17 protein-coding genes are annotated in these 16,408 nt (G+C 70.3%); 8 read left to right on the top strand and 9 right to left on the bottom strand.

All coding sequences use genetic code 11. From position 1 onward, the window contains the following. Together ACWELJ_RS09970 and ACWELJ_RS09975 are read left to right on the top strand one after the other, a co-directional pair. On the top strand, positions 1-421 hold a 421-nt coding region (locus ACWELJ_RS09970; RefSeq protein ID WP_452365809.1), incomplete at its 5' end, for a malate:quinone oxidoreductase. An 84-nt stretch (positions 422-505) separates the two neighbouring features. Then, positions 506-1,465, top strand: coding sequence for an AraC-like ligand-binding domain-containing protein (locus ACWELJ_RS09975; protein ID WP_452365810.1), 960 nt, complete (start codon positions 506-508; stop codon positions 1,463-1,465). Between the two features lie 262 nt (positions 1,466-1,727). On the opposite strand, the gene ACWELJ_RS09980 is transcribed toward ACWELJ_RS09975, so the two are convergent. The 7 genes from ACWELJ_RS09980 to ACWELJ_RS10010 all read right to left on the bottom strand — a co-directional run bounded on the left by ACWELJ_RS09980 (position 1,728) and on the right by ACWELJ_RS10010 (position 7,939). Continuing rightward, on the bottom strand, positions 1,728-1,994 hold the full coding sequence (locus tag ACWELJ_RS09980) for a GlsB/YeaQ/YmgE family stress response membrane protein (protein ID WP_452365811.1): 267 nt from the start codon (positions 1,992-1,994) through the stop codon (positions 1,728-1,730). Positions 1,995-2,107: 113 nt separating this feature from the next. After that, entirely contained in the window at positions 2,108-3,295 is a 1,188-nt protein-coding gene (locus ACWELJ_RS09985; protein ID WP_452365812.1) for a cytochrome P450 family protein, read from the bottom strand. Between the two features lie 35 nt (positions 3,296-3,330). Beyond that, complete coding sequence (locus ACWELJ_RS09990) at positions 3,331-4,593, bottom strand: cytochrome P450 (RefSeq protein ID WP_452365813.1); 1,263 nt, start codon at positions 4,591-4,593, stop codon at positions 3,331-3,333. Continuing rightward, a complete protein-coding gene (locus tag ACWELJ_RS09995) occupies positions 4,590-5,192 on the bottom strand; it encodes a GTP-binding protein (protein WP_452365814.1) in 603 nt (200 codons plus the stop codon). Before ACWELJ_RS09995 ends, ACWELJ_RS09990 begins: the two co-directional genes overlap by 4 nt. Then, positions 5,173-5,526, bottom strand: coding sequence for a DUF742 domain-containing protein (locus ACWELJ_RS10000; RefSeq protein WP_357086153.1), 354 nt, complete (start codon positions 5,524-5,526; stop codon positions 5,173-5,175). Before ACWELJ_RS10000 ends, ACWELJ_RS09995 begins: the two co-directional genes overlap by 20 nt. Then, positions 5,523-5,936 (bottom strand): roadblock/LC7 domain-containing protein, encoded by a 414-nt coding sequence (locus tag ACWELJ_RS10005; RefSeq protein WP_452365815.1) that lies wholly within the window; start codon positions 5,934-5,936, stop codon positions 5,523-5,525. The genes ACWELJ_RS10000 and ACWELJ_RS10005 overlap by 4 nt, the downstream gene beginning before the upstream one ends. Beyond that, entirely contained in the window at positions 5,933-7,939 is a 2,007-nt protein-coding gene (locus ACWELJ_RS10010; RefSeq protein ID WP_452365816.1) for an ATP-binding protein, read from the bottom strand. The genes ACWELJ_RS10005 and ACWELJ_RS10010 overlap by 4 nt, the downstream gene beginning before the upstream one ends. 417 nt (positions 7,940-8,356) lie before the next feature. Between ACWELJ_RS10010 and ACWELJ_RS10015 the strand changes: the two genes are divergently transcribed. Together ACWELJ_RS10015 and ACWELJ_RS10020 are read left to right on the top strand one after the other, a co-directional pair. Continuing rightward, positions 8,357-9,346: a zinc-binding dehydrogenase gene (locus ACWELJ_RS10015; protein ID WP_452365817.1), complete on the top strand. Its 990-nt coding sequence runs from the start codon at positions 8,357-8,359 to the stop codon at positions 9,344-9,346. Positions 9,347-9,427: 81 nt separating this feature from the next. After that, positions 9,428-10,171 carry a hypothetical protein gene (locus ACWELJ_RS10020; RefSeq protein ID WP_452365818.1) on the top strand — a complete coding sequence of 248 codons (744 nt, stop codon included), beginning with the start codon at positions 9,428-9,430 and terminating at the stop codon, positions 10,169-10,171. A 78-nt stretch (positions 10,172-10,249) separates the two neighbouring features. Here ACWELJ_RS10020 and ACWELJ_RS10025 read toward each other — a convergent pair whose 3' ends face one another. Then, on the bottom strand, positions 10,250-10,873 hold the full coding sequence (locus tag ACWELJ_RS10025; protein WP_452365819.1) for a helix-turn-helix domain-containing protein: 624 nt from the start codon (positions 10,871-10,873) through the stop codon (positions 10,250-10,252). 141 nt (positions 10,874-11,014) lie between these two features. Here ACWELJ_RS10025 and ACWELJ_RS10030 point away from each other — a divergent pair, with 141 nt between their 5' ends. Next, the gene (locus tag ACWELJ_RS10030; protein ID WP_452365820.1) at positions 11,015-12,121 is read left to right on the top strand and encodes an arylsulfotransferase family protein; all 1,107 of its coding nucleotides are present in this window, start codon (positions 11,015-11,017) and stop codon (positions 12,119-12,121) included. Further along, positions 12,118-13,437, top strand: a complete 1,320-nt coding sequence (locus ACWELJ_RS10035; protein WP_452365821.1) for a uracil-xanthine permease family protein — start codon at positions 12,118-12,120, stop codon at positions 13,435-13,437. The genes ACWELJ_RS10030 and ACWELJ_RS10035 overlap by 4 nt, the downstream gene beginning before the upstream one ends. On the opposite strand, the gene ACWELJ_RS10040 is transcribed toward ACWELJ_RS10035, so the two are convergent. Next, the gene (locus ACWELJ_RS10040; protein ID WP_452365822.1) at positions 13,403-14,494 is read right to left on the bottom strand and encodes a family 20 glycosylhydrolase; all 1,092 of its coding nucleotides are present in this window, start codon (positions 14,492-14,494) and stop codon (positions 13,403-13,405) included. The genes ACWELJ_RS10035 and ACWELJ_RS10040 overlap by 35 nt on opposite strands. Positions 14,495-14,592: 98 nt before the next feature. Between ACWELJ_RS10040 and ACWELJ_RS10045 the strand changes: the two genes are divergently transcribed. Beyond that, positions 14,593-15,969 carry an MFS transporter gene (locus ACWELJ_RS10045; protein ID WP_452365823.1) on the top strand — a complete coding sequence of 459 codons (1,377 nt, stop codon included), beginning with the start codon at positions 14,593-14,595 and terminating at the stop codon, positions 15,967-15,969. Beyond that, entirely contained in the window at positions 15,959-16,378 is a 420-nt protein-coding gene (locus ACWELJ_RS10050) for a MarR family winged helix-turn-helix transcriptional regulator (protein ID WP_452365824.1), read from the top strand. Before ACWELJ_RS10045 ends, ACWELJ_RS10050 begins: the two co-directional genes overlap by 11 nt. The last annotated feature ends 30 nt before the right edge of the window (positions 16,379-16,408 follow it).

Genomic DNA, 16,408 nt, shown 5'->3' on the forward strand with positions numbered 1-16,408 from the left:
GTTCGTGGGAGCCGGCGGATACGCGCTGAAGCTGCTGCAGCGGGCCCGCGTCCCCGAGGTGCGCGGCTACGGCGTCTTCCCGGTCGCCGCGCCGGGCGAGATCCATCGCCGCCCGGAACGCGTCCCGCACGCCGATCCCCGTCCGATCCAACGCTGTCCGGACCGGGCCGCGCCACCGCCCGCCCTGCGTACCCTGGGCTCCGACCCCGCGCTGCACCGCACCGAATCCGGCAGGCGGTTGCTGGACCTGCTGGCCGTCGTCCCCGCCGATCCGGCGACCTGGGCCGAGCTGATCTGTGATCTCCCGCCCTATCAGGCCGCCTTCCTCGCCGAATTGGCCGCCGAGCAGGCCGAGAACTGGTCGGCCCTGGCCCGTGCCGCGACCCGGCAAGCGGTGACGGAGGAGACCACCGCGGCATAAGGGTGTGGCGCGCGTCGGGGCCCGAGTCCGGGCCCATGACAAAATGTTGAAGAGCGTGGTGGTGTATCGATCGGAGTAGGTGCGTTGCAGGGGGTCCGGCGAGTCGAGGTCCGCGGCGGCGAGGGGGCCGATTCGGGCCGGCTGTTCGAACAGTGGGAGGCCGGGCTCAGCGAAGCCTATGTGCCGCTGGCGGTATCGCCCGGCGAGCAGGAGAGCTTCCGGGGCTGGATCGTGCACGGCCGCTACAACGAGGTCGAGTTGTCCACCTTGGGCGCGAGCAAGCAGCGGGTCCATCGCACCCGCACCCTGATCGCCCGCACCGATGACGAGTTCCTGCACACCAGCATTCAGATCGCGGGCCACGGCCGGCTGCATCAGGACGGCCGGGTCGCGGAGGTGGGTCCCGGGGAGCTGGTGTTCTACGACAGCACCCGCCCGTATCACTGGGAATTCGAGGGCGAATGGGAGATGTCCGCGGTGCAGGTGCCGCTGAGCCGGTTGCGGCAGCGCGCCGGTATCGCCCCCTCGGAGATCCCGACCGCGACCACGGTGGTGGAGAACAGTCCCGCCGGTCTGGTCACCGGCTTCCTGCGCGAGCTGACCGAATTGCAGAACACCGACCCGGCGCAGGCCGCGGTACTGGCGGGTTCGGCGGTGGATCTGCTGTCCTCCGCGATCGCCCTGACCGCCGGTCGTCCGATCCCGGGCGCGGCGTCGGAGACCCTCACCCGCCGTCAGGTCCTGGATTTCCTCCGCAAGCACTGCCTCGACGCGAGGCTCACCGTGGAGGGGATCGCGGCGGGCTGCGGCGTGTCCCGGCGGACGCTGTACCGGGTGCTGGAGGAGTTCGAGGAGGGCCCGGCGACGCTGCTGCGGCGGATGCGGGTCGAGTACGCGTGCGGATTGCTCACCGCGCGAAGGGATCTCCCGGTGGCCGCGGTCGCGCACAGTTCCGGCTTCACCAACGAACGGCAGTTCTATCGTGCTTTCCGGGTCGAGATGGGCACCACCCCGTCGGCCTATCGCGAGACCGGCGCCCACTGATCGGATCGCGCTTCCGGGCGTGAACCTCGCCGTTGATCGGACCGCGCCCGTCTGCTAGCTTCTACGTATCTACTTAGTAGGTACGTAGAAATGCTTGGGTCGTAGACCACCTGCGACCCGGGGACGCCGTGGGGACGGCGTCGTGGCGGCGGCGGCCTTGTGCGGACCCCCTCATCGCGCACAACGCCGCCGAAACCACAAGGGGCGGGGCCGCGTTCCAGCGGCCCCGCCCCGAGCGGTGGTCTTCGGTCCTACGCCGCGCTCAGACGCGGGCGCGGATCCACTTGTAGATCGCCAGCACCACGACCGCGCCGACGATCGCACCCAGGAAGGCGTGCTTGACCGGCGGATGCACGCTGAACTCGTGCGGCGAGAACAGCAGGCTGCCGAGCGTTCCGCCGACATAACCGCCGACGATGCCGAGCACGCCGGTCCAGATGATGCCGAAGTCCTCCTTGCCGGGGACGATCAGTCGCGCGATCGCGCCCGCGATCAGGCCGATGATGATCATCGTGATGATGCCGCCCATGACATGCTCCTTGCCGTTGGGTTCGGGTGCATCGACCGTAGCAGGGCGAAGGCCCGTGATGAGCGAGCCGAAACACCCCAATTCGCCCGTGGCGGACACGGTCACACGAGCGGTCAGACCAGATGCAGCGGCAGGGCGGCGATGTCGTTCTGCGTCATGACCGGAAGATTCACGATCTCCGAATCCGCCCCGGCCAGCCGCAGCGCCGGGAACCGGTCGAACAGCGCGGGCAGCGCGATGGCCGCCTCCAGCCGCGCCAGCGCCGCGCCCGGGCAGATGTGCGGGCCGTACCCGAAGGAGATATTGCGGTGCGCGGTCGGCCGGGTGATGTCGAATTCGTCGGCGTCGTCGCCGAATACGCCGGTGTCGCGCCCGATCGCGCGATACGACATGACCACGCCCTCACCCTGCTCGATCACGGTGTCACCGACCGTGATGTCCTCGGTGGCGAAACGCATCAGCAGGTGGGTGACGGGCCCGTCGTAGCGCAGCGACTCCTCGATGACCTGCTTCCACTCCACCTCGTCGGACCGCACCCGGGCCAGCTGCTCGGGCCGGTTCAGCAAGGCGCGCACCGTGTTCAGGATCAGGCTGACGGTGGTCTCGTGCCCGGCGGCGACCAGCGCCTTGAGGTTGCCGACCACCTCTTCCTCGGTGAGCGGCTCGCCGCCCTCGTCGGCCAGGATGAGCGCGCTGGTGAGATCGTCGGTGGGGGTGGCGGTCTTGCGGCGGACCATCTCGGTGAAGTAGACGTCCATATCCTCGATGACCCGCAGCCGCTCGTCCTGCGGGGTCATCATGGAGAAGAACTTCTTGTACCAGTCCAGCAGCATGGGGTGGTCCGCGCGCGGCACCCCCATCAGCTCGGAGATCACCCGCATGGGCAGCGGGTAGGCGAAGACCTGCTTGAGGTCGACCACCGCGCCCTCACCGCCCGCCTCGCCGAGGTCATCGAGCAGCTCCTTGGTGAGCCGTTCGATGGTGGGACGCAGCTCTTCCAGCCGGCGCGGGGTCAGCGCCTGGGTGGTCTTGATGCGCAGGCGGCGGTGTTCGGGGCCGTCCACGGTGAACATGGACCGCCCGGCGTCGATCATGCCGATCAGCGGCCACTGCCGGGTGATCACGCCGTCCCGGAACAGCTTCCAGGCGTTGATGTCCTTGACCAGCCGGGTGTCGGTGAGCAGCTGCCGGGCCACGGCGTGATCGGTGACGGTCCAGGCGGGCGCGCCCAGCAGGTCGATGCGGGTGATCGATCCGGCGGCGCGCAGACGGGTGGTCTCACCGGCGAGATCGCCGACCATCGGATCAATGGTGATGGCATGCGGGCAGGGGGAACTCACTGGAAACCTCCGAGAGCGCGAACAGGTGTGAAAACAACGGGCAGAGAAGTCATTCCGCACAGGAACGGGGAGGGCCGGCGCACCAGGCTCGCCGCGGGCACCGCCAGGTCGATGTCGGGCAGCCGGTCCAGCAGCACCTCGATGCCGGTACGCGCCACCGTCTCCGCGATCTGCTGCGCCGGGAACGGGCACCGGTACTCGCCGTGACTGAACGCGAAGTGGGCGTTGTTGCCGGTGTGGATGCCGTCGCCGACCGATTGGCGCACATGCGGATCGGTATTCGCCGCGGCCAGTCCGAGCAGCACCAGATCACCGGCGCGAATCTGGATGTCCGCCAGCCGGGTGTCGCGGGCGGCCCAGCGCCCGGCCAGGATCGAGTTGGGGGAGTCCTCCCACAGCACCTCGTTCATGGCCTGGTCCACGCTGCGCCGGCCACCGCCCAGCGCGGCCGCGAACCGGTCGTCGGTGAGCATCAGCCGCACCGAGTTGATCAGCCAGTCCGCGGTGGGCAGATGCCCAGCGGCGGTGACCGCCATCAGGTCGTTGACGTACTCCTCGTCGGTGAACTGCCCGGGCTGCGCGAGCATGCGCGAGACCAGGTCGGCGCCGGGCGCGGCCTTCTTCATGGCCAGCAGGTGCTGCATGTACTGCATGAACTGCAGGTGCGCGGTCTGGGCGTCGGCGCCGCCGTCGGCCATCACCTTCATGGCGCGCGCCAGGCCGGGGCCCTCGACCTCCGGGAAACCCAGCAGCGCGGCCAGCGCCAGCACGGGCAGCGGCTCGGCGAATTCGGCGACCAGGTCCGCGGAGCCGCGCCCGCAGAAGGCGTCGATCAGCTGATCGGCCAAACTCTCGGCGACCCTGCGCAATTCGAAGTTGTCCACCGATTCCAGCGCCGGTTCCACCATGGCCAGGTGGCGGCGGTGCTCGGCGCCCGCGGTGAAGTAGATCGACGGCATCGGCGTGCCGACCATGGGCAGCAGCGGCCAGTCCGGGGGAATGTTGGGCCACTGGTTCCACAGGCCGACATCGCGCGGAAACAGTTCGGGCGAGCTGGTGACCTGATGCATCTCCCGGTAGCCCAGCACCAGCCAGGCCGGGATCCCGCCGATCAGCTCGACGGCGGCGACCGGGCCGTGGTCGCGGCGGATCTCGCGGTAGAGGGAATTGCGGTCGGTGTGGAAGCGGGGGCCGCTCAGCGGCACGGTCGCCGAGCGGCCGTGCGGCACCGGGCAGCCGCCCTGCGCGGGCGAGGTCATGAGACGGTCTCCGGGTGGTAGAGGTACTCGACCAGGGTGATCAGGACGTTCTTGCAGGAATCGCGCACGCGGGCATCGCATTCGACCAGCGGGATGCGCGGACCCAGATCCAGGGCCTCCCGCACCTCCGCCAGGGACGGACCGGGCCCGAAACTGTTGCAGGCCACGATGAACGGCGTGCCCTGATGCTCGAGCCGGTCGATGGCGTACCAGGAGTCGGCGATCCGGCGCTGATCCACCAGCACGATCGCGCCCAGCGCGCCCGCGAACAGCCGGTCCCACAGGAACCAGAAGCGTTCCTGGCCGGGCGCGCCGAACAGGTAGAGCACGTGCTCGTCATCGATGGTGATGCGGCCGAAGTCGAAAGCCACCGTGGTGGTGGACTTTCCGGGCACGCCGGCCGGGTCGTCGACGCCCTGACCCACCTGGGTCATGGTGGCCTCGGTGTCGAGCGGGCGGATCTCGCTGATCGAGCGCACCATGGTGGTCTTGCCGACCCCGAAGCCGCCCACGATGACGATCTTCAGGCCCTGACGGGCGTCGGCGGGCAGCGGAGCCTCGGCCCGGGAGGGGCGGGGGTCAGAGTTTGCGGAGTCCAACGAGCACCTTTTCCAGCGTGTCGGTAGTGGGCAGCCAATTCCATTGCCGCGACGCGTGATCCGGATGACGCACCGTGATCTTGCCCGCGTGCAGCAGGTCCGACAGGAGGATGACGGTGATGCCCACCGGCAGGCGCAGCTCGGCCGCGATCTCCACCACCGCGGTCGGCGCGCGGCACATATCGAGGATGGCGGCGTGCTCGGACTGCATGCCGCGCACCGGAGCGCTCTCGCTGACCACCAGGGTGACCAGGTCGAAGGCGTCCGAATCCGGTTGGCTGCGACCGCCGGTCAGCGTGTACAGCCGATCCGGATCCTCGTCTGGCCTGGTCACGGCACGCTCGCCCCCGGTACTCGCGGGGCGGCGGCCAGATGCTCGCCGAGCTGCTCGACCAGTTCGCGCATATTGTGGCCGACCAGTCCGGCGTCGGCGTCCTCCGCGGCCACCACCGCGATGTGCGCGCCGACCCCGGCTTCCACGATGAACAGGATGCCGCCGTAGAACTCGGTCATCGACTGCCGCACGCCGCCGCGCCCGTCCCCGAACTCCACCGACGCCCCGTGCGACAGGCTCTGGATCCCGGCCGCGATCGCCGCCAGCTGATCGGCGCTGTCATTGCCCAGCCCCGGCGTATGACAGATCTTCAAACCGTCCCCCGACAGCAGCAACGCGTGCCGCGCGCGCGGCGTACGCACCAGCAACTGCTCCAGCAACCAGCCCAGATGTGTGGCGGAGGTGGTCATCGATCGGTCTCCCAGGGGTTCGCGGGGGCAGGGTGAGCGCCGGTGCCGGATTCGCCGTCCGGGACCCCGGTGGGCGGGACCCCGGCGTCGGGCTGCGCACCAGCCGGCGTGACAGGCGATGGCGCGCGGTAACGCGGTGCCGCAGTGGGCTTCTGGTGGATGTCGATCCCGCGTCGCACCGCGTCCACCAGTGAGGTCGGCAGCAGAGATGTCGCACCCTCCCCGCCCGCGGCGGCGGAGAGGGGAGCCTCGCCACGGCCACCCGCCTGGGCGTGCCGGCCGGCTGCGGTGGGCATCGACAGCGCGGGCGTCGCATCCGGCTGGCCCGTTTCGTGATTCTGGAATCCGAGGTTCGTGAGCTGGGAAGACGCTGGGCCGGTGGGAGTTTCACGGCCGTTCACCGCGCGCTGGAAGGCGGCCATGGACGACGGTGCGGCGGGCGGACGAGGCGGGGGCGGGGTTGCCGGGCGGGCCAGGCCCTCGGGGTGCACAGCGGCGAGGGTGCTGCCGCGCTGCCGCTTCGGCAGGCCGCTGGGAGTGGCCGCGTGCCCGGCGGATTCGTCGCGCACGGGGAATTCCGCGCCGTCCACCGTGGCACCGGCCCCGGGGTTCGCGGCCTGGGCGGTGGGGCCGGCAGCGGCGGGATCCATGGCGGTCGGCGCGAGCGGCTCGGCTCCAGCTCGGGGCGCGGTGGAATCCGTGCGAACCGGTGTGAGGGGCCCAGCTCCGCGCGTCTGTGTCTGGGACTCGCCGGTGGCGGCCGCGGTCAGGGGTTCGAAATCACGTGTCCGATCCGGAGCGGCCGAACCCGCGTGAGCGGATTCGGCAAGCCGGTCGGTCGATCGTGTTGGGGTGCGCGAGATTTCGGGATCAGCGGCTCGAGCGGTGACGGCCGTGGTCACCGGGGTGATGCGGCTGAGGGTGCCTTGGCGTTCCAGACGGGTGGTCAGTTCGCGGGGGATGACCACCACGACGGCGGTGCCGCCGATGGCGGAGGGGCGGTAGCTGACGGTGAGGTCGTGTTTGCGGGCCAGGTGCCCGACCACGGCCAGGCCCAGGCGGGTGCCGGAGAGGGAGGAGAGGTCGGCGTCGGCGCGCGGTCCCGCCACGGCGGATTCGGCTCTGCGGAGCGCGGATTCGCTCATGACGAGGCCGCTGTCCTCGATGGTGATCACCACGCCGGCCGGGACCTCGGCCGCGTAGACGTGCACCTCGGTGGTGGGCGGGGAGAAGTTGCAGGCGTTGTCGAGCAGCTCGGCCAGCGCGTGCATGACCCCCTCGGCGGCGTGGCCCGCGACGGCGATCTCGGTGACCGCGCGCAACCGCACCCGCTGGTATCCGGCGACCCGGCCCATGGCGCCGCGCAGGATGGACTCCATGGCAATGGGTTTCGCCCATCGGCGGCCGGAGCGGGCGCCGCTGAGCACGGCGACGCTGTCGGCCAGTCGTCCCGCCTGGGCGGTGCGGTGGTCGAGTTCGAGCAGGTCGGCCAGCACCTTCGGGTCGGCGTGGCGGTGTTCCATCTCGCGCAGCTCGGCCAGCATGGAGGTGCTCATGGCCTGCATGCGGCCCGCCGCCCCGGCGAACGCGGCCAGGGCCGCGGCCCGGCGGTGCTCGTTGTCCTTGGCGGCGCGAGCCTGTTCGGCGGCGTGCTCACGGATTTCGTGGACCCGGGCCTCGGACTCGGCGATGCGCGCCTGGGCGGCCGACATGGTCGCGGCCACCTGGGCATCGGCCCGCGCGGTGTAGGCCAGGGCCTCGCGCCGCACCGTGCGCACGCGGTCCCGGTAGTAGGCGGCCGCGGTGAGCGCGCCGGTCAGCAACAACGCCGCCACACTCGCCCCGATGGCCAGTGGTATCCGGAATCCGTTGGGGGACAGCAGGACCAAGACCGCGACCACGATCGTGGTGGCTATCAGTGAGACGGCCGTCGTGAGATACGGCGGGCGCTGACTCCGAACGGTGTGCTGTTCCCCGTTCGGCGGATTGACTGATTCCGACACGCTCCGCACTTCCGAACTACGTCCACCAGGGCGTACGCCCCGATGCCCCCGACCGCGCCCGCCTCGCGAATTACCGTGCCAAATGCCCGGACCGCCAAGCGGATTCGGTTCTGCCGGACGCAGCATAAGCGCACCGGGGCGGCGGCGCTACCCGAGCGCGTACCCACGGGCAAACATCCGTCCCACCCGCCGGGACGTCGCGTCGATGACGCAGGTCAGGCGCCGGAGTCGGCGGATTCCCGTGGGCGCGGCCGGGCGCCGGGTGATGAGCGACCGCGGGGCGATCGCGGCCGGGGAGGTGTTCGCCGGCGGCGAACGCCCGCCGCTCGCCCTTGACCTCAACATATGTCGAGGTTCGATGCTGGGATGCGGACGGCCGATCGAAGCGGGCGTCGAGAGCGACAGGGAGGCAACGAGATGCGTGCGGTGCAGGTCGAAGAGTTCGGCGGACCCGAGGTGCTGAAGGTCGGCGAGGTGCCCGACCCCGTCGCCGGGCCCGGCGAAGTGGTGGTGCGGGTCGCGGCCGCCGACGTCATGTTCCTGGACACGATGCTGCGCAGCGGCGGAGCGCGTGACTACTTCCCGGCCGAACCGCCGTTCATCCCCGGCGGCGCGGTCACCGGCACCGTCGAATCCGTCGGCCCCGAGGTCGACGCCGCGTGGATCGGCCGGCGGGTGTCCACCCCGACCGCCGCCAGTGGCATCGGCGGTGGCCTGCCCATCGGCGGCTACGCCGAACTCGCCCTGGCCAAGGCCGACACCCTCGTCGACATCCCCGCGGAGCTGAGTTTCGAGCAGGCCGCCGCCCTGGTCCACGACGGCCGCACCGTGCTCGCCATCGCCGACCGGGCCGCCATCCGGCCGGGGCAGTGGGTGCTGGTCACCGCCGCCGCGGGCGGATTGGGCACGCTGCTGGTCCAATTGGCGCGAACCGCCGGAGCGCGGGTGATCGCCGCCGCGCGCGGCGAGGCGAAACTCGCGCTGGCACAACGGCTCGGCGCGCACGAGGTGATCGACTACTCCGAGCCCGGCTGGGCCGAGCGGGTGCGCGAACGCACCGGCGGCGTCGCGGTCGTTCTCGACGGCGCGGGCGGCGAGATCGGCCGCGCGGCACTGGCCGCCGTCGCGTCGGGCGGTCTGCTCATCGCCTACGGCAACGCCGCCGGCGGCTTCGCCTCGGTGGACGCGGAATCCGCTGCGGCCCAGGACATCACCGTCGTGACCCTGTTCGACCTGACCACGCCGGACACCGACTGGCTCGCCCTGCACCGGCGCGCGCACGCCGAAGCCGCCGCCGGACGCCTGGAAGTCGTGATCGGCCAGACCTTCCCGCTCGACCAGGCCGCCGCGGCGCACACCACCATCGGATCGCGCGCCGCGCTGGGCCGCACCCTGCTCACGGTCTGACCGTCATCGGCGTGTCGTGAACATCCGCTCAGCTCCGCGGAGCAAGGTGGCTGCGGGTGCAACGCGACTCGGAGGTGGGCGATGGGCAGGCGGGCAGGTGTGGTCGCGACCGTGGCGACCGGAGTCGGACTGGCACTGGGCGTCTGCGCCGCCGGGGCCGCGAGCGCGCAACCCGCGCTCGACCCCGGCGCCTTCGACCCGTCCCGCATCCCGCCCCGCACCTCGCTCTCGGTGCGCACCCTGGTGCCGGGCGCGGGCTGGGGCACCGCCAACCAGCACGAGGAGCGCGCGGCCCTGTCCCTCGCCAAGCTCTACCTCGGCGACTACGCCCTCCGGCACGGCGACGGCTCCGCGCAGGACCGCGACCTCAGCGAACGCATGATCCGCAAATCCGACGACGGCGCGGCCGACCGGATCGAAGCGAAATACCCCTACGCCATCGACGCCGAGGCCGCCGAATACTACCTGCGCTCCACCCACGGCCAGGGCGACTGGGAATTCTCGACCACCAGCACCGCCGACGTGGCCGACTTCCTCGCCGCCAAGATCCGCGACGAGCCCGACAGCCCCATCCTGGCGTGGATGGAACAGCCCGCCGACCGCGCCGTCGACGGCACCCGCCAGGACTGGGGCACCGCGCGCCTGCCGCAGGTGTACGGAACCAAATGGGGCTGGGCCGATGTCGGCGACCCGGAGGTGTCGTCGGTGTCCTTCGGTCCCGGCTTCACCGTCGCCGCCCACACCTACGGCACCCCCGAACAACAGACCGAGGACGTGCTCGCGGCCTGGTCGGCCCTGCTGCCCGAGGCGAATCCCAAACGCTGACCAGGGGACTCGGCGCTCCCGCCCGCGTACCGCCGATGCGGCCGGCTTCCTGGCGGCCGAGCCGCGAGGCGAGCCCGCTCAGCCGCGCGGCTGATGTGGGCGGCGGCGGACGGTGAGGCGGTCGGGCACGGTGACCACGAACGTGGTGGTGTCGTCGGTATGGGACCACCAGCGGTGTCGGGTGCCCGCTGCGCAGTAGTAGGTGTCGCCGTCGGAGAGGGTGAACTCCTCGCCCGCCGCCACCACGGTGATCGTTCCGTGCAGCACATGGATCAATTCGTCGTTGGCGTGGGTGAATTCGCGATCGGCGCGGGTTCGGCCGCCGGTGAAGCGGAGGGCGCGCAGATCGCGTTCACCGTGCACCAGGGATCGCACCGACCCGTCGCCCGGATCGGACTGGGCCAGGGCCGTGTCCTCGTCGGCGCGCACGATCGCGGAGCGTGGCGCGGAATCGGCGGCGGCCAGCAGCTCCGTCGCGGTGGTGTCCAACGCGTCGGCAATGCGTTGCAGGGAACGCAGACTCGTATTGGTGCGCCCGTTCTCGAACTGGCTCAGGAACGACGACGACAGTGCGGTCTGCTCCGCGAGCTGGGCCAGCGTCAGCCCCGCGACCAGCCTGCGGGCGTGCACCACCGGGCCGAGTTGATGCCAGCGGTCGTCGTCGGTGCGCTGCTCGCCGGTCACTGTCCGCCTTTCGCCCACCGCGTCATCCTTTCGCCCACCGCGCCATTGTCGGCCCTCATCGGCCGGGGACCAGCATTTGCCTCGCGGTGATCGCAACCCTTCTGCTCAGCCGCTCGCCACTGAATATTCAGTGTCACTGAAAGTTTATCGGAGGGTGAAGTGGAGCAGAACACACTGAAGCGGCGCGGCACCGGGTTGATCGGCGTCGATCCGGAGCTGGCGTTTCCGGGGTACACGCTGTACGCGCCATTGACCGGGAACGGGGTCGTCGACCTGGTGGGGCTGGACGGGGAACGAGTGCACCGTTGGCGGCTCCCGCGCCGGCCAGGACGTCACGCCCGGCTGCTGGAGGGCGGCGAACTCGCCTACAACGGGGCCACGCTCGGCGCCGGCGTGCTGTTCCCCATGTGGCGCAAGTACAGCGGCGGCTCGATGGGCGTCTACGCGCCGGACGGGACGCTGCGCCGCGAGCACATCGACCATCACCAGCATCACGACGCGCACCACTATGACGACGGCCGCATCCTCTACACCGCGGTCGAACCGCTCGAAGGCGCCGCGGCCCAGCGTATTCGCGGCGGCGTGCCGGGAACCGAGGCCGACGGCGTGGTGTGGGCCGACGTGATCCGCGAGGTCGCGCCCGACGGCACCCCGTTGTGGGAGTGGCGTGCCGCCGAACACCTCGACCCGGAAGACGCGGTGCTGCAACCGCACTACTGGCGTGAGCACTGGCCGCTCATCAACAGCGTGCACCCGCTGGACGCGAACACGGTGGTGGCCAGCCTGCGCAGCGTGTCCGCGGTCATCGTGATCGACCGGGCGAGCGGCGCCTACCGGTTGATCGCGGACCGCGCGACGCTGGCGCAGCAGCACCACGCCACGCCCGTCGGCGACGGCCGGATCCTGGTCTTCGACAACGGCACCTTCCGGACCGGCGAATCCGTCACCTACAGTCGCGTCGTCGAAATCGACACGGCCACCGGTGAACTCGGCTGGGTCTACCAGGATTCACCGCGCGAGGCCTTCTTCACCCCGTACATGGGTGGCGCGCAACGCCTGCCGAACGGGAACACCCTGATCACCGAGGCCGCGTTCGGGCGCGTCTTCGAAGTGACCGCCGACGGTCGCATCTGCTGGGAGTACGTGGTGCCCACGTTCACCGAGTACCCCGATCCCGGTACGGCACAGGTGTTTCCGGGTGTCTCCAACGCCATCTTCCGGGCCTATCGATACGCCGCCACCGAGATCCCGTGGCTGGACCGATGAGCGTGACCGCGCGGCCGGTGCATCCGGTCGACGAAATGCTGCCGCCCGCACGGGCTTTCCCGGCGGCCCTGCAGCACCTGGTGGTCATGCTGGCCACCCCCATCGCCTCGGTGCTGCTCATCGCCAACGTCCTGCACCTGGCCGACACCACCGCGCGTGCCCTGCTCAGCGCGGTGCTGCTGTGCTGTGGCATCGGCACCCTCATGCAGTCGACCGGACGCTTCGGGCTCGGCGCGCGACTGCCGTTCGTCATGCTGCCCGGCGGCGCGGCGGTGGTGCTGTTCATTCAGATCGCGCAGGAGTCGACGCCCGCCACCGCGACCGGTGCGGTGATCCTGACGGCGATCGTCGGAATCCTGCTGGTGCCCTTGGCCAGACGCCTCGTCACCAGGCTGCCCGCGGTGGTGATGGCCGCCATGGTCGTGGTCATCGGCGTGAACCTGGTGAAGGTGGCCGGGAACCTGATCGTCGCACCCGGTCAGAAGGCGTCCATGTCCGCGATCGGGCTGGCGGCGGCGACCATCGCGGCCACCGTACTGGCCCACCGGCTGCTGCCCGACGGCTGGCGGCGACTGTCGGTGCTGCTCGGCATGATCGTGGGCAGTCTCGTCGCCGCCGCCATCGGTCAGTTCCATTGGAAGCCCGCGACGGGCCTGGTGCAGACTCCCGAGCTGTTCCCCTTCGGCACACCGCATTTCGATGTGATCGCGGCGATTCCGCTGCTGGTCTTCAGTATCGGGTCGATGGCCGAAGCCACCGGTCAGACGGTCCTCAATGCCAAGGTGGTCGGCAAGGACATCGACACCGCCGCCACGGTCGGCCGCACCATTCGCGGTGATGCCGCCGCCTCCCTGCTCTCCGGTGTGCTCGGCGGACCGACCATGGTGACCAGCGGCGAGAATATCGGCCTGGTCCAGCTCACCGGCGTCCGCAGCCGCCACGTCACCGCCCTCGCGGGCCTGCTGCTGGCCGTGGCCGCCTTCTTCGCACCCGTCGGTCGCCTGGTGAACTCGCTGCCCGGCCCGGTGGTCGGCGGCACCGCGGCCATCGCCTTCGCCATGATCATCGTCGCGGGCATCGGCATGTTCGACACCGTGGATCCGCAGGCCGACGGCACCGTGATCACCGCCACGGCCGCGCTCACCGCGGGCCTGCTGCCGATTCTGACTCCCACTCTCTACCAAGCCTTCCCGGCGGACGCGCGGCTGCTGCTGGGCAGCGGCGTGACCATGGCGGCCCTGGTCGGCGTGACGGTCCACCTGCTGTTCGCGGCGCGATTCGTCAGCCGTGTCCGGGGGCGAGGTGGGCGGCCATGATCGTCAGGCGTTCCGACAGCGGGGAGGTGATGTCGTCCGGGGCCATCGCGGTGGGGTCGTCGCACCACACGAAGACACCGGAGCCGATCAGGGCCGGGCGGGTGGCGGCGGGGAGGGCGCTGCCGTCGACGAAAGTGGCCGGGTTCCACAGCTTCAGTAGGGCCGGAGGGGTGTTGAGGTGGGCGGCGGGTCCGCCGGTGACGAAATAGGTGGGGGTGAATCCGGCGTTGACGAGGCGGTTGCCGTTCCCGGCGAGTTCGGCGGGGCCGCGGCCGGTGCGGATCCACGGCGCGGTGCCCGCCGACCAGTAGTCGATGATGATCGACGGGTCGAGGCCGAGCTCGCCCGGCCAGTTCAGCCCGTCGTTCCACACGATCGGCGTCTTGCCCGACTCGGCCAGCAGGCCTGACGCCCAGGTGATGTAGTCGCGCACCGCGTACGGACTCAACCGCGGGTACCGGTCGAAATCGCTGACGTACTCGTCCGCGCCGAGATGCCAGTACGGGCCGGGGAACAGCGGCAGGAACTCGCGCAGCAGATCGCCCATGAGCTGATAGGACGCGGGATCGGACAGGTCGATCTTGGTCTCCGGCCCGCCCAGCAGCGAATCCTGTTGCGCCTCGGCCGGTGTGGTGTGCGCCGGGACCAACCGCAACTCGGGATGGTGGGTGAGGATCTGCCCCATGTGGCTGGGCATGTCGATCTCCGGTACCACCGTGATGCCGTAACCCCGCGCATAGGACACCAGGGCGCGGATCTCGTCCTTCGAATAGGTCTGCGCGGAGTTCACCTCCGGATGGGTGTCGCTGCGCAGCCGGAAGCCCTGGTTGTCGGACAGATGCAGATGCAGCGTGTTCATCCCCAGCGCCGACAGCTCTCGCACCCGCGCCTCGAGCCAGTCGATCGGGAAATACTCCCGCCCGGTGTCGACCATGAGCTGCCGCCACGGGTACTCCGCCGTCGAGTCGGGTGCGGGCTGGGCCCCGGCCGGCGTCGCGGTGACCAATCCGGCGGTGAGTATCGCGGCGATGACCAGTCGCTTCACGTTTCCCGTCATGGGTGTCGAGTGTCCTCTCGGTGCAGGGGATCGGGGTGTGATCGGGGCCACCGGGCGAGACCTTGCGTCCGGAACAGTTGTGCGCACACAATTGTTGTGTGCTTACAACCGTTGAGGGGCTCGACGCGCGGCGTAAGAAGATCATCCTGGTCACCTGTTGTCTGAGCCTGCTGATCTCGTCCATGGACGCGACGATCGTGAACGTCGCCATCCCCACGATTCGCGGCGATCTCGGCGCGCCGCTGTCGCGGCTGCAGTGGATCGTCGACGTCTACACGCTGACGCTGGCCAGCCTGCTCATGCTCTCGGGCGCGGCCGCGGACCGGTTCGGGCGCAAGCGGGTGTTCCGGATCGGGCTGCTCACCTTCGCGGCCGGATCGCTGCTGTGCAGTCTGGCGCCGAGCATCGAGATCCTCATCGGCGCGCGGTTCGTGCAGGCGGTCGGCGGGTCCATGCTGAATCCCGTTGCCATGTCGATCATTACGACCACCTTCACCGGGCGGATGGAGCGGGCGCGGGCGGTCGGGGTGTGGGGCGCGGTGGTCGGCATCTCGACCGCGCTCGGGCCCATGGTCGGCGGCGTGCTCATCGACAGCCTGGGCTGGCAGTCGGTGTTCTGGATCAATCTGCCGATCGTGGCGGTGGCGTTCGTGCTGACCACCGTCTTCGTGCCGGAATCCAAGTCGGAGAATCCGCGCGGCATGGATCCGATCGGGCAGGTGCTGGCCATCGCGGTGCTGTTCACCCTGGTGTTCGGGCTGATCGAGGGCAAGCCCGCGGTCTTCGTGGTCGCGGCGGCGGCGCTGGCCGGGTTCGTCTGGCACGAGTCGCGGCACCGGTCGCCGTTCATCGATCTGCGCTTCTTCCGCAGCTTCCCGTTCTCCTCGGCCACGGTGATCGCGGTCTGCTCGTTCGCCTCGCTGGGCGCCTTCCTGTTCAGCATGTCGATGTATCTGCAAGGGACGCGGCACTTCTCGGCCGTACACACCGGGCTGCTGTATCTGCCTATGGCGCTGGGCATGCTGGTCTGCGCGCCGCTGTCGGGACGGCTGGTGGGCCGCTACGGGACCCGGCCGTCACTGCTGGCCGCCGGGTCGCTGATGGGGGTGGCCGCGGTGCTGCTGACCCTGCTGCGGCCCGACACCGCGATCTGGCAGCTCGTCATCACCTTCGCGCTGTTCGGCATCGGCTTCGGCATGGTCAACCCGCCCATCACCACCACCGCGGTCAGCGGTATGCCGCTCGACCGCGCGGGGGCCGCCGCGGCCGTGGCCTCCACCAGTCGCCAGGTCGGCGTGAGTCTCGGTGTGGCACTGTGTGGTGCGCTCACCGGTGCGGGATTGTGGTGGACCATCAGCGCTTTCGCCGTGGCCGTCACCGCGCTCGGCGTCGCCGCCAATACCGACTGGGCGTACCGTTCGCGAGACCGGATCGCGCCCCTGCTGGAACAGAAGGTCCCCGTTCATGCCGGATGACACGCCCACCACCGACCAGGTCTGGCGGCAGCTCACCCACCTGGTGATGGACACCCGCGACGGCTGGAAACGCGCGGTGACCGAGCGAACCGGCATGCCGTTCAGCCGGATCCGGGTGCTGCGGCGGCTGCGACCCGGACCGCTCAGCGCCAAGGAGCTGGCCCGGGCCGCCGCCATGGACGCGCCCGCCACCACGGTCGTGGTCAACGATCTCGAGGAGCGCGGACTGGTGACCCGCGAGATCGATCCCACCAACCGGCGCAGCAAGCTGATCTCGCTCACCGCCGCCGGCGAGCGCGTGGTGGCCGACGCGCTCGCCACACCCGACCCCGCGCCCGCCGAATTGGCCGGCCTCACCCCGGCCGACCTGCGCACTCTCCATGAGATCCTGCGCAAACTCGAACACTGACTTACCTCTTCGTGATTCAACCGTTATCGT

The organism is Nocardia sp. NPDC004582 (assembly GCF_053602115.1).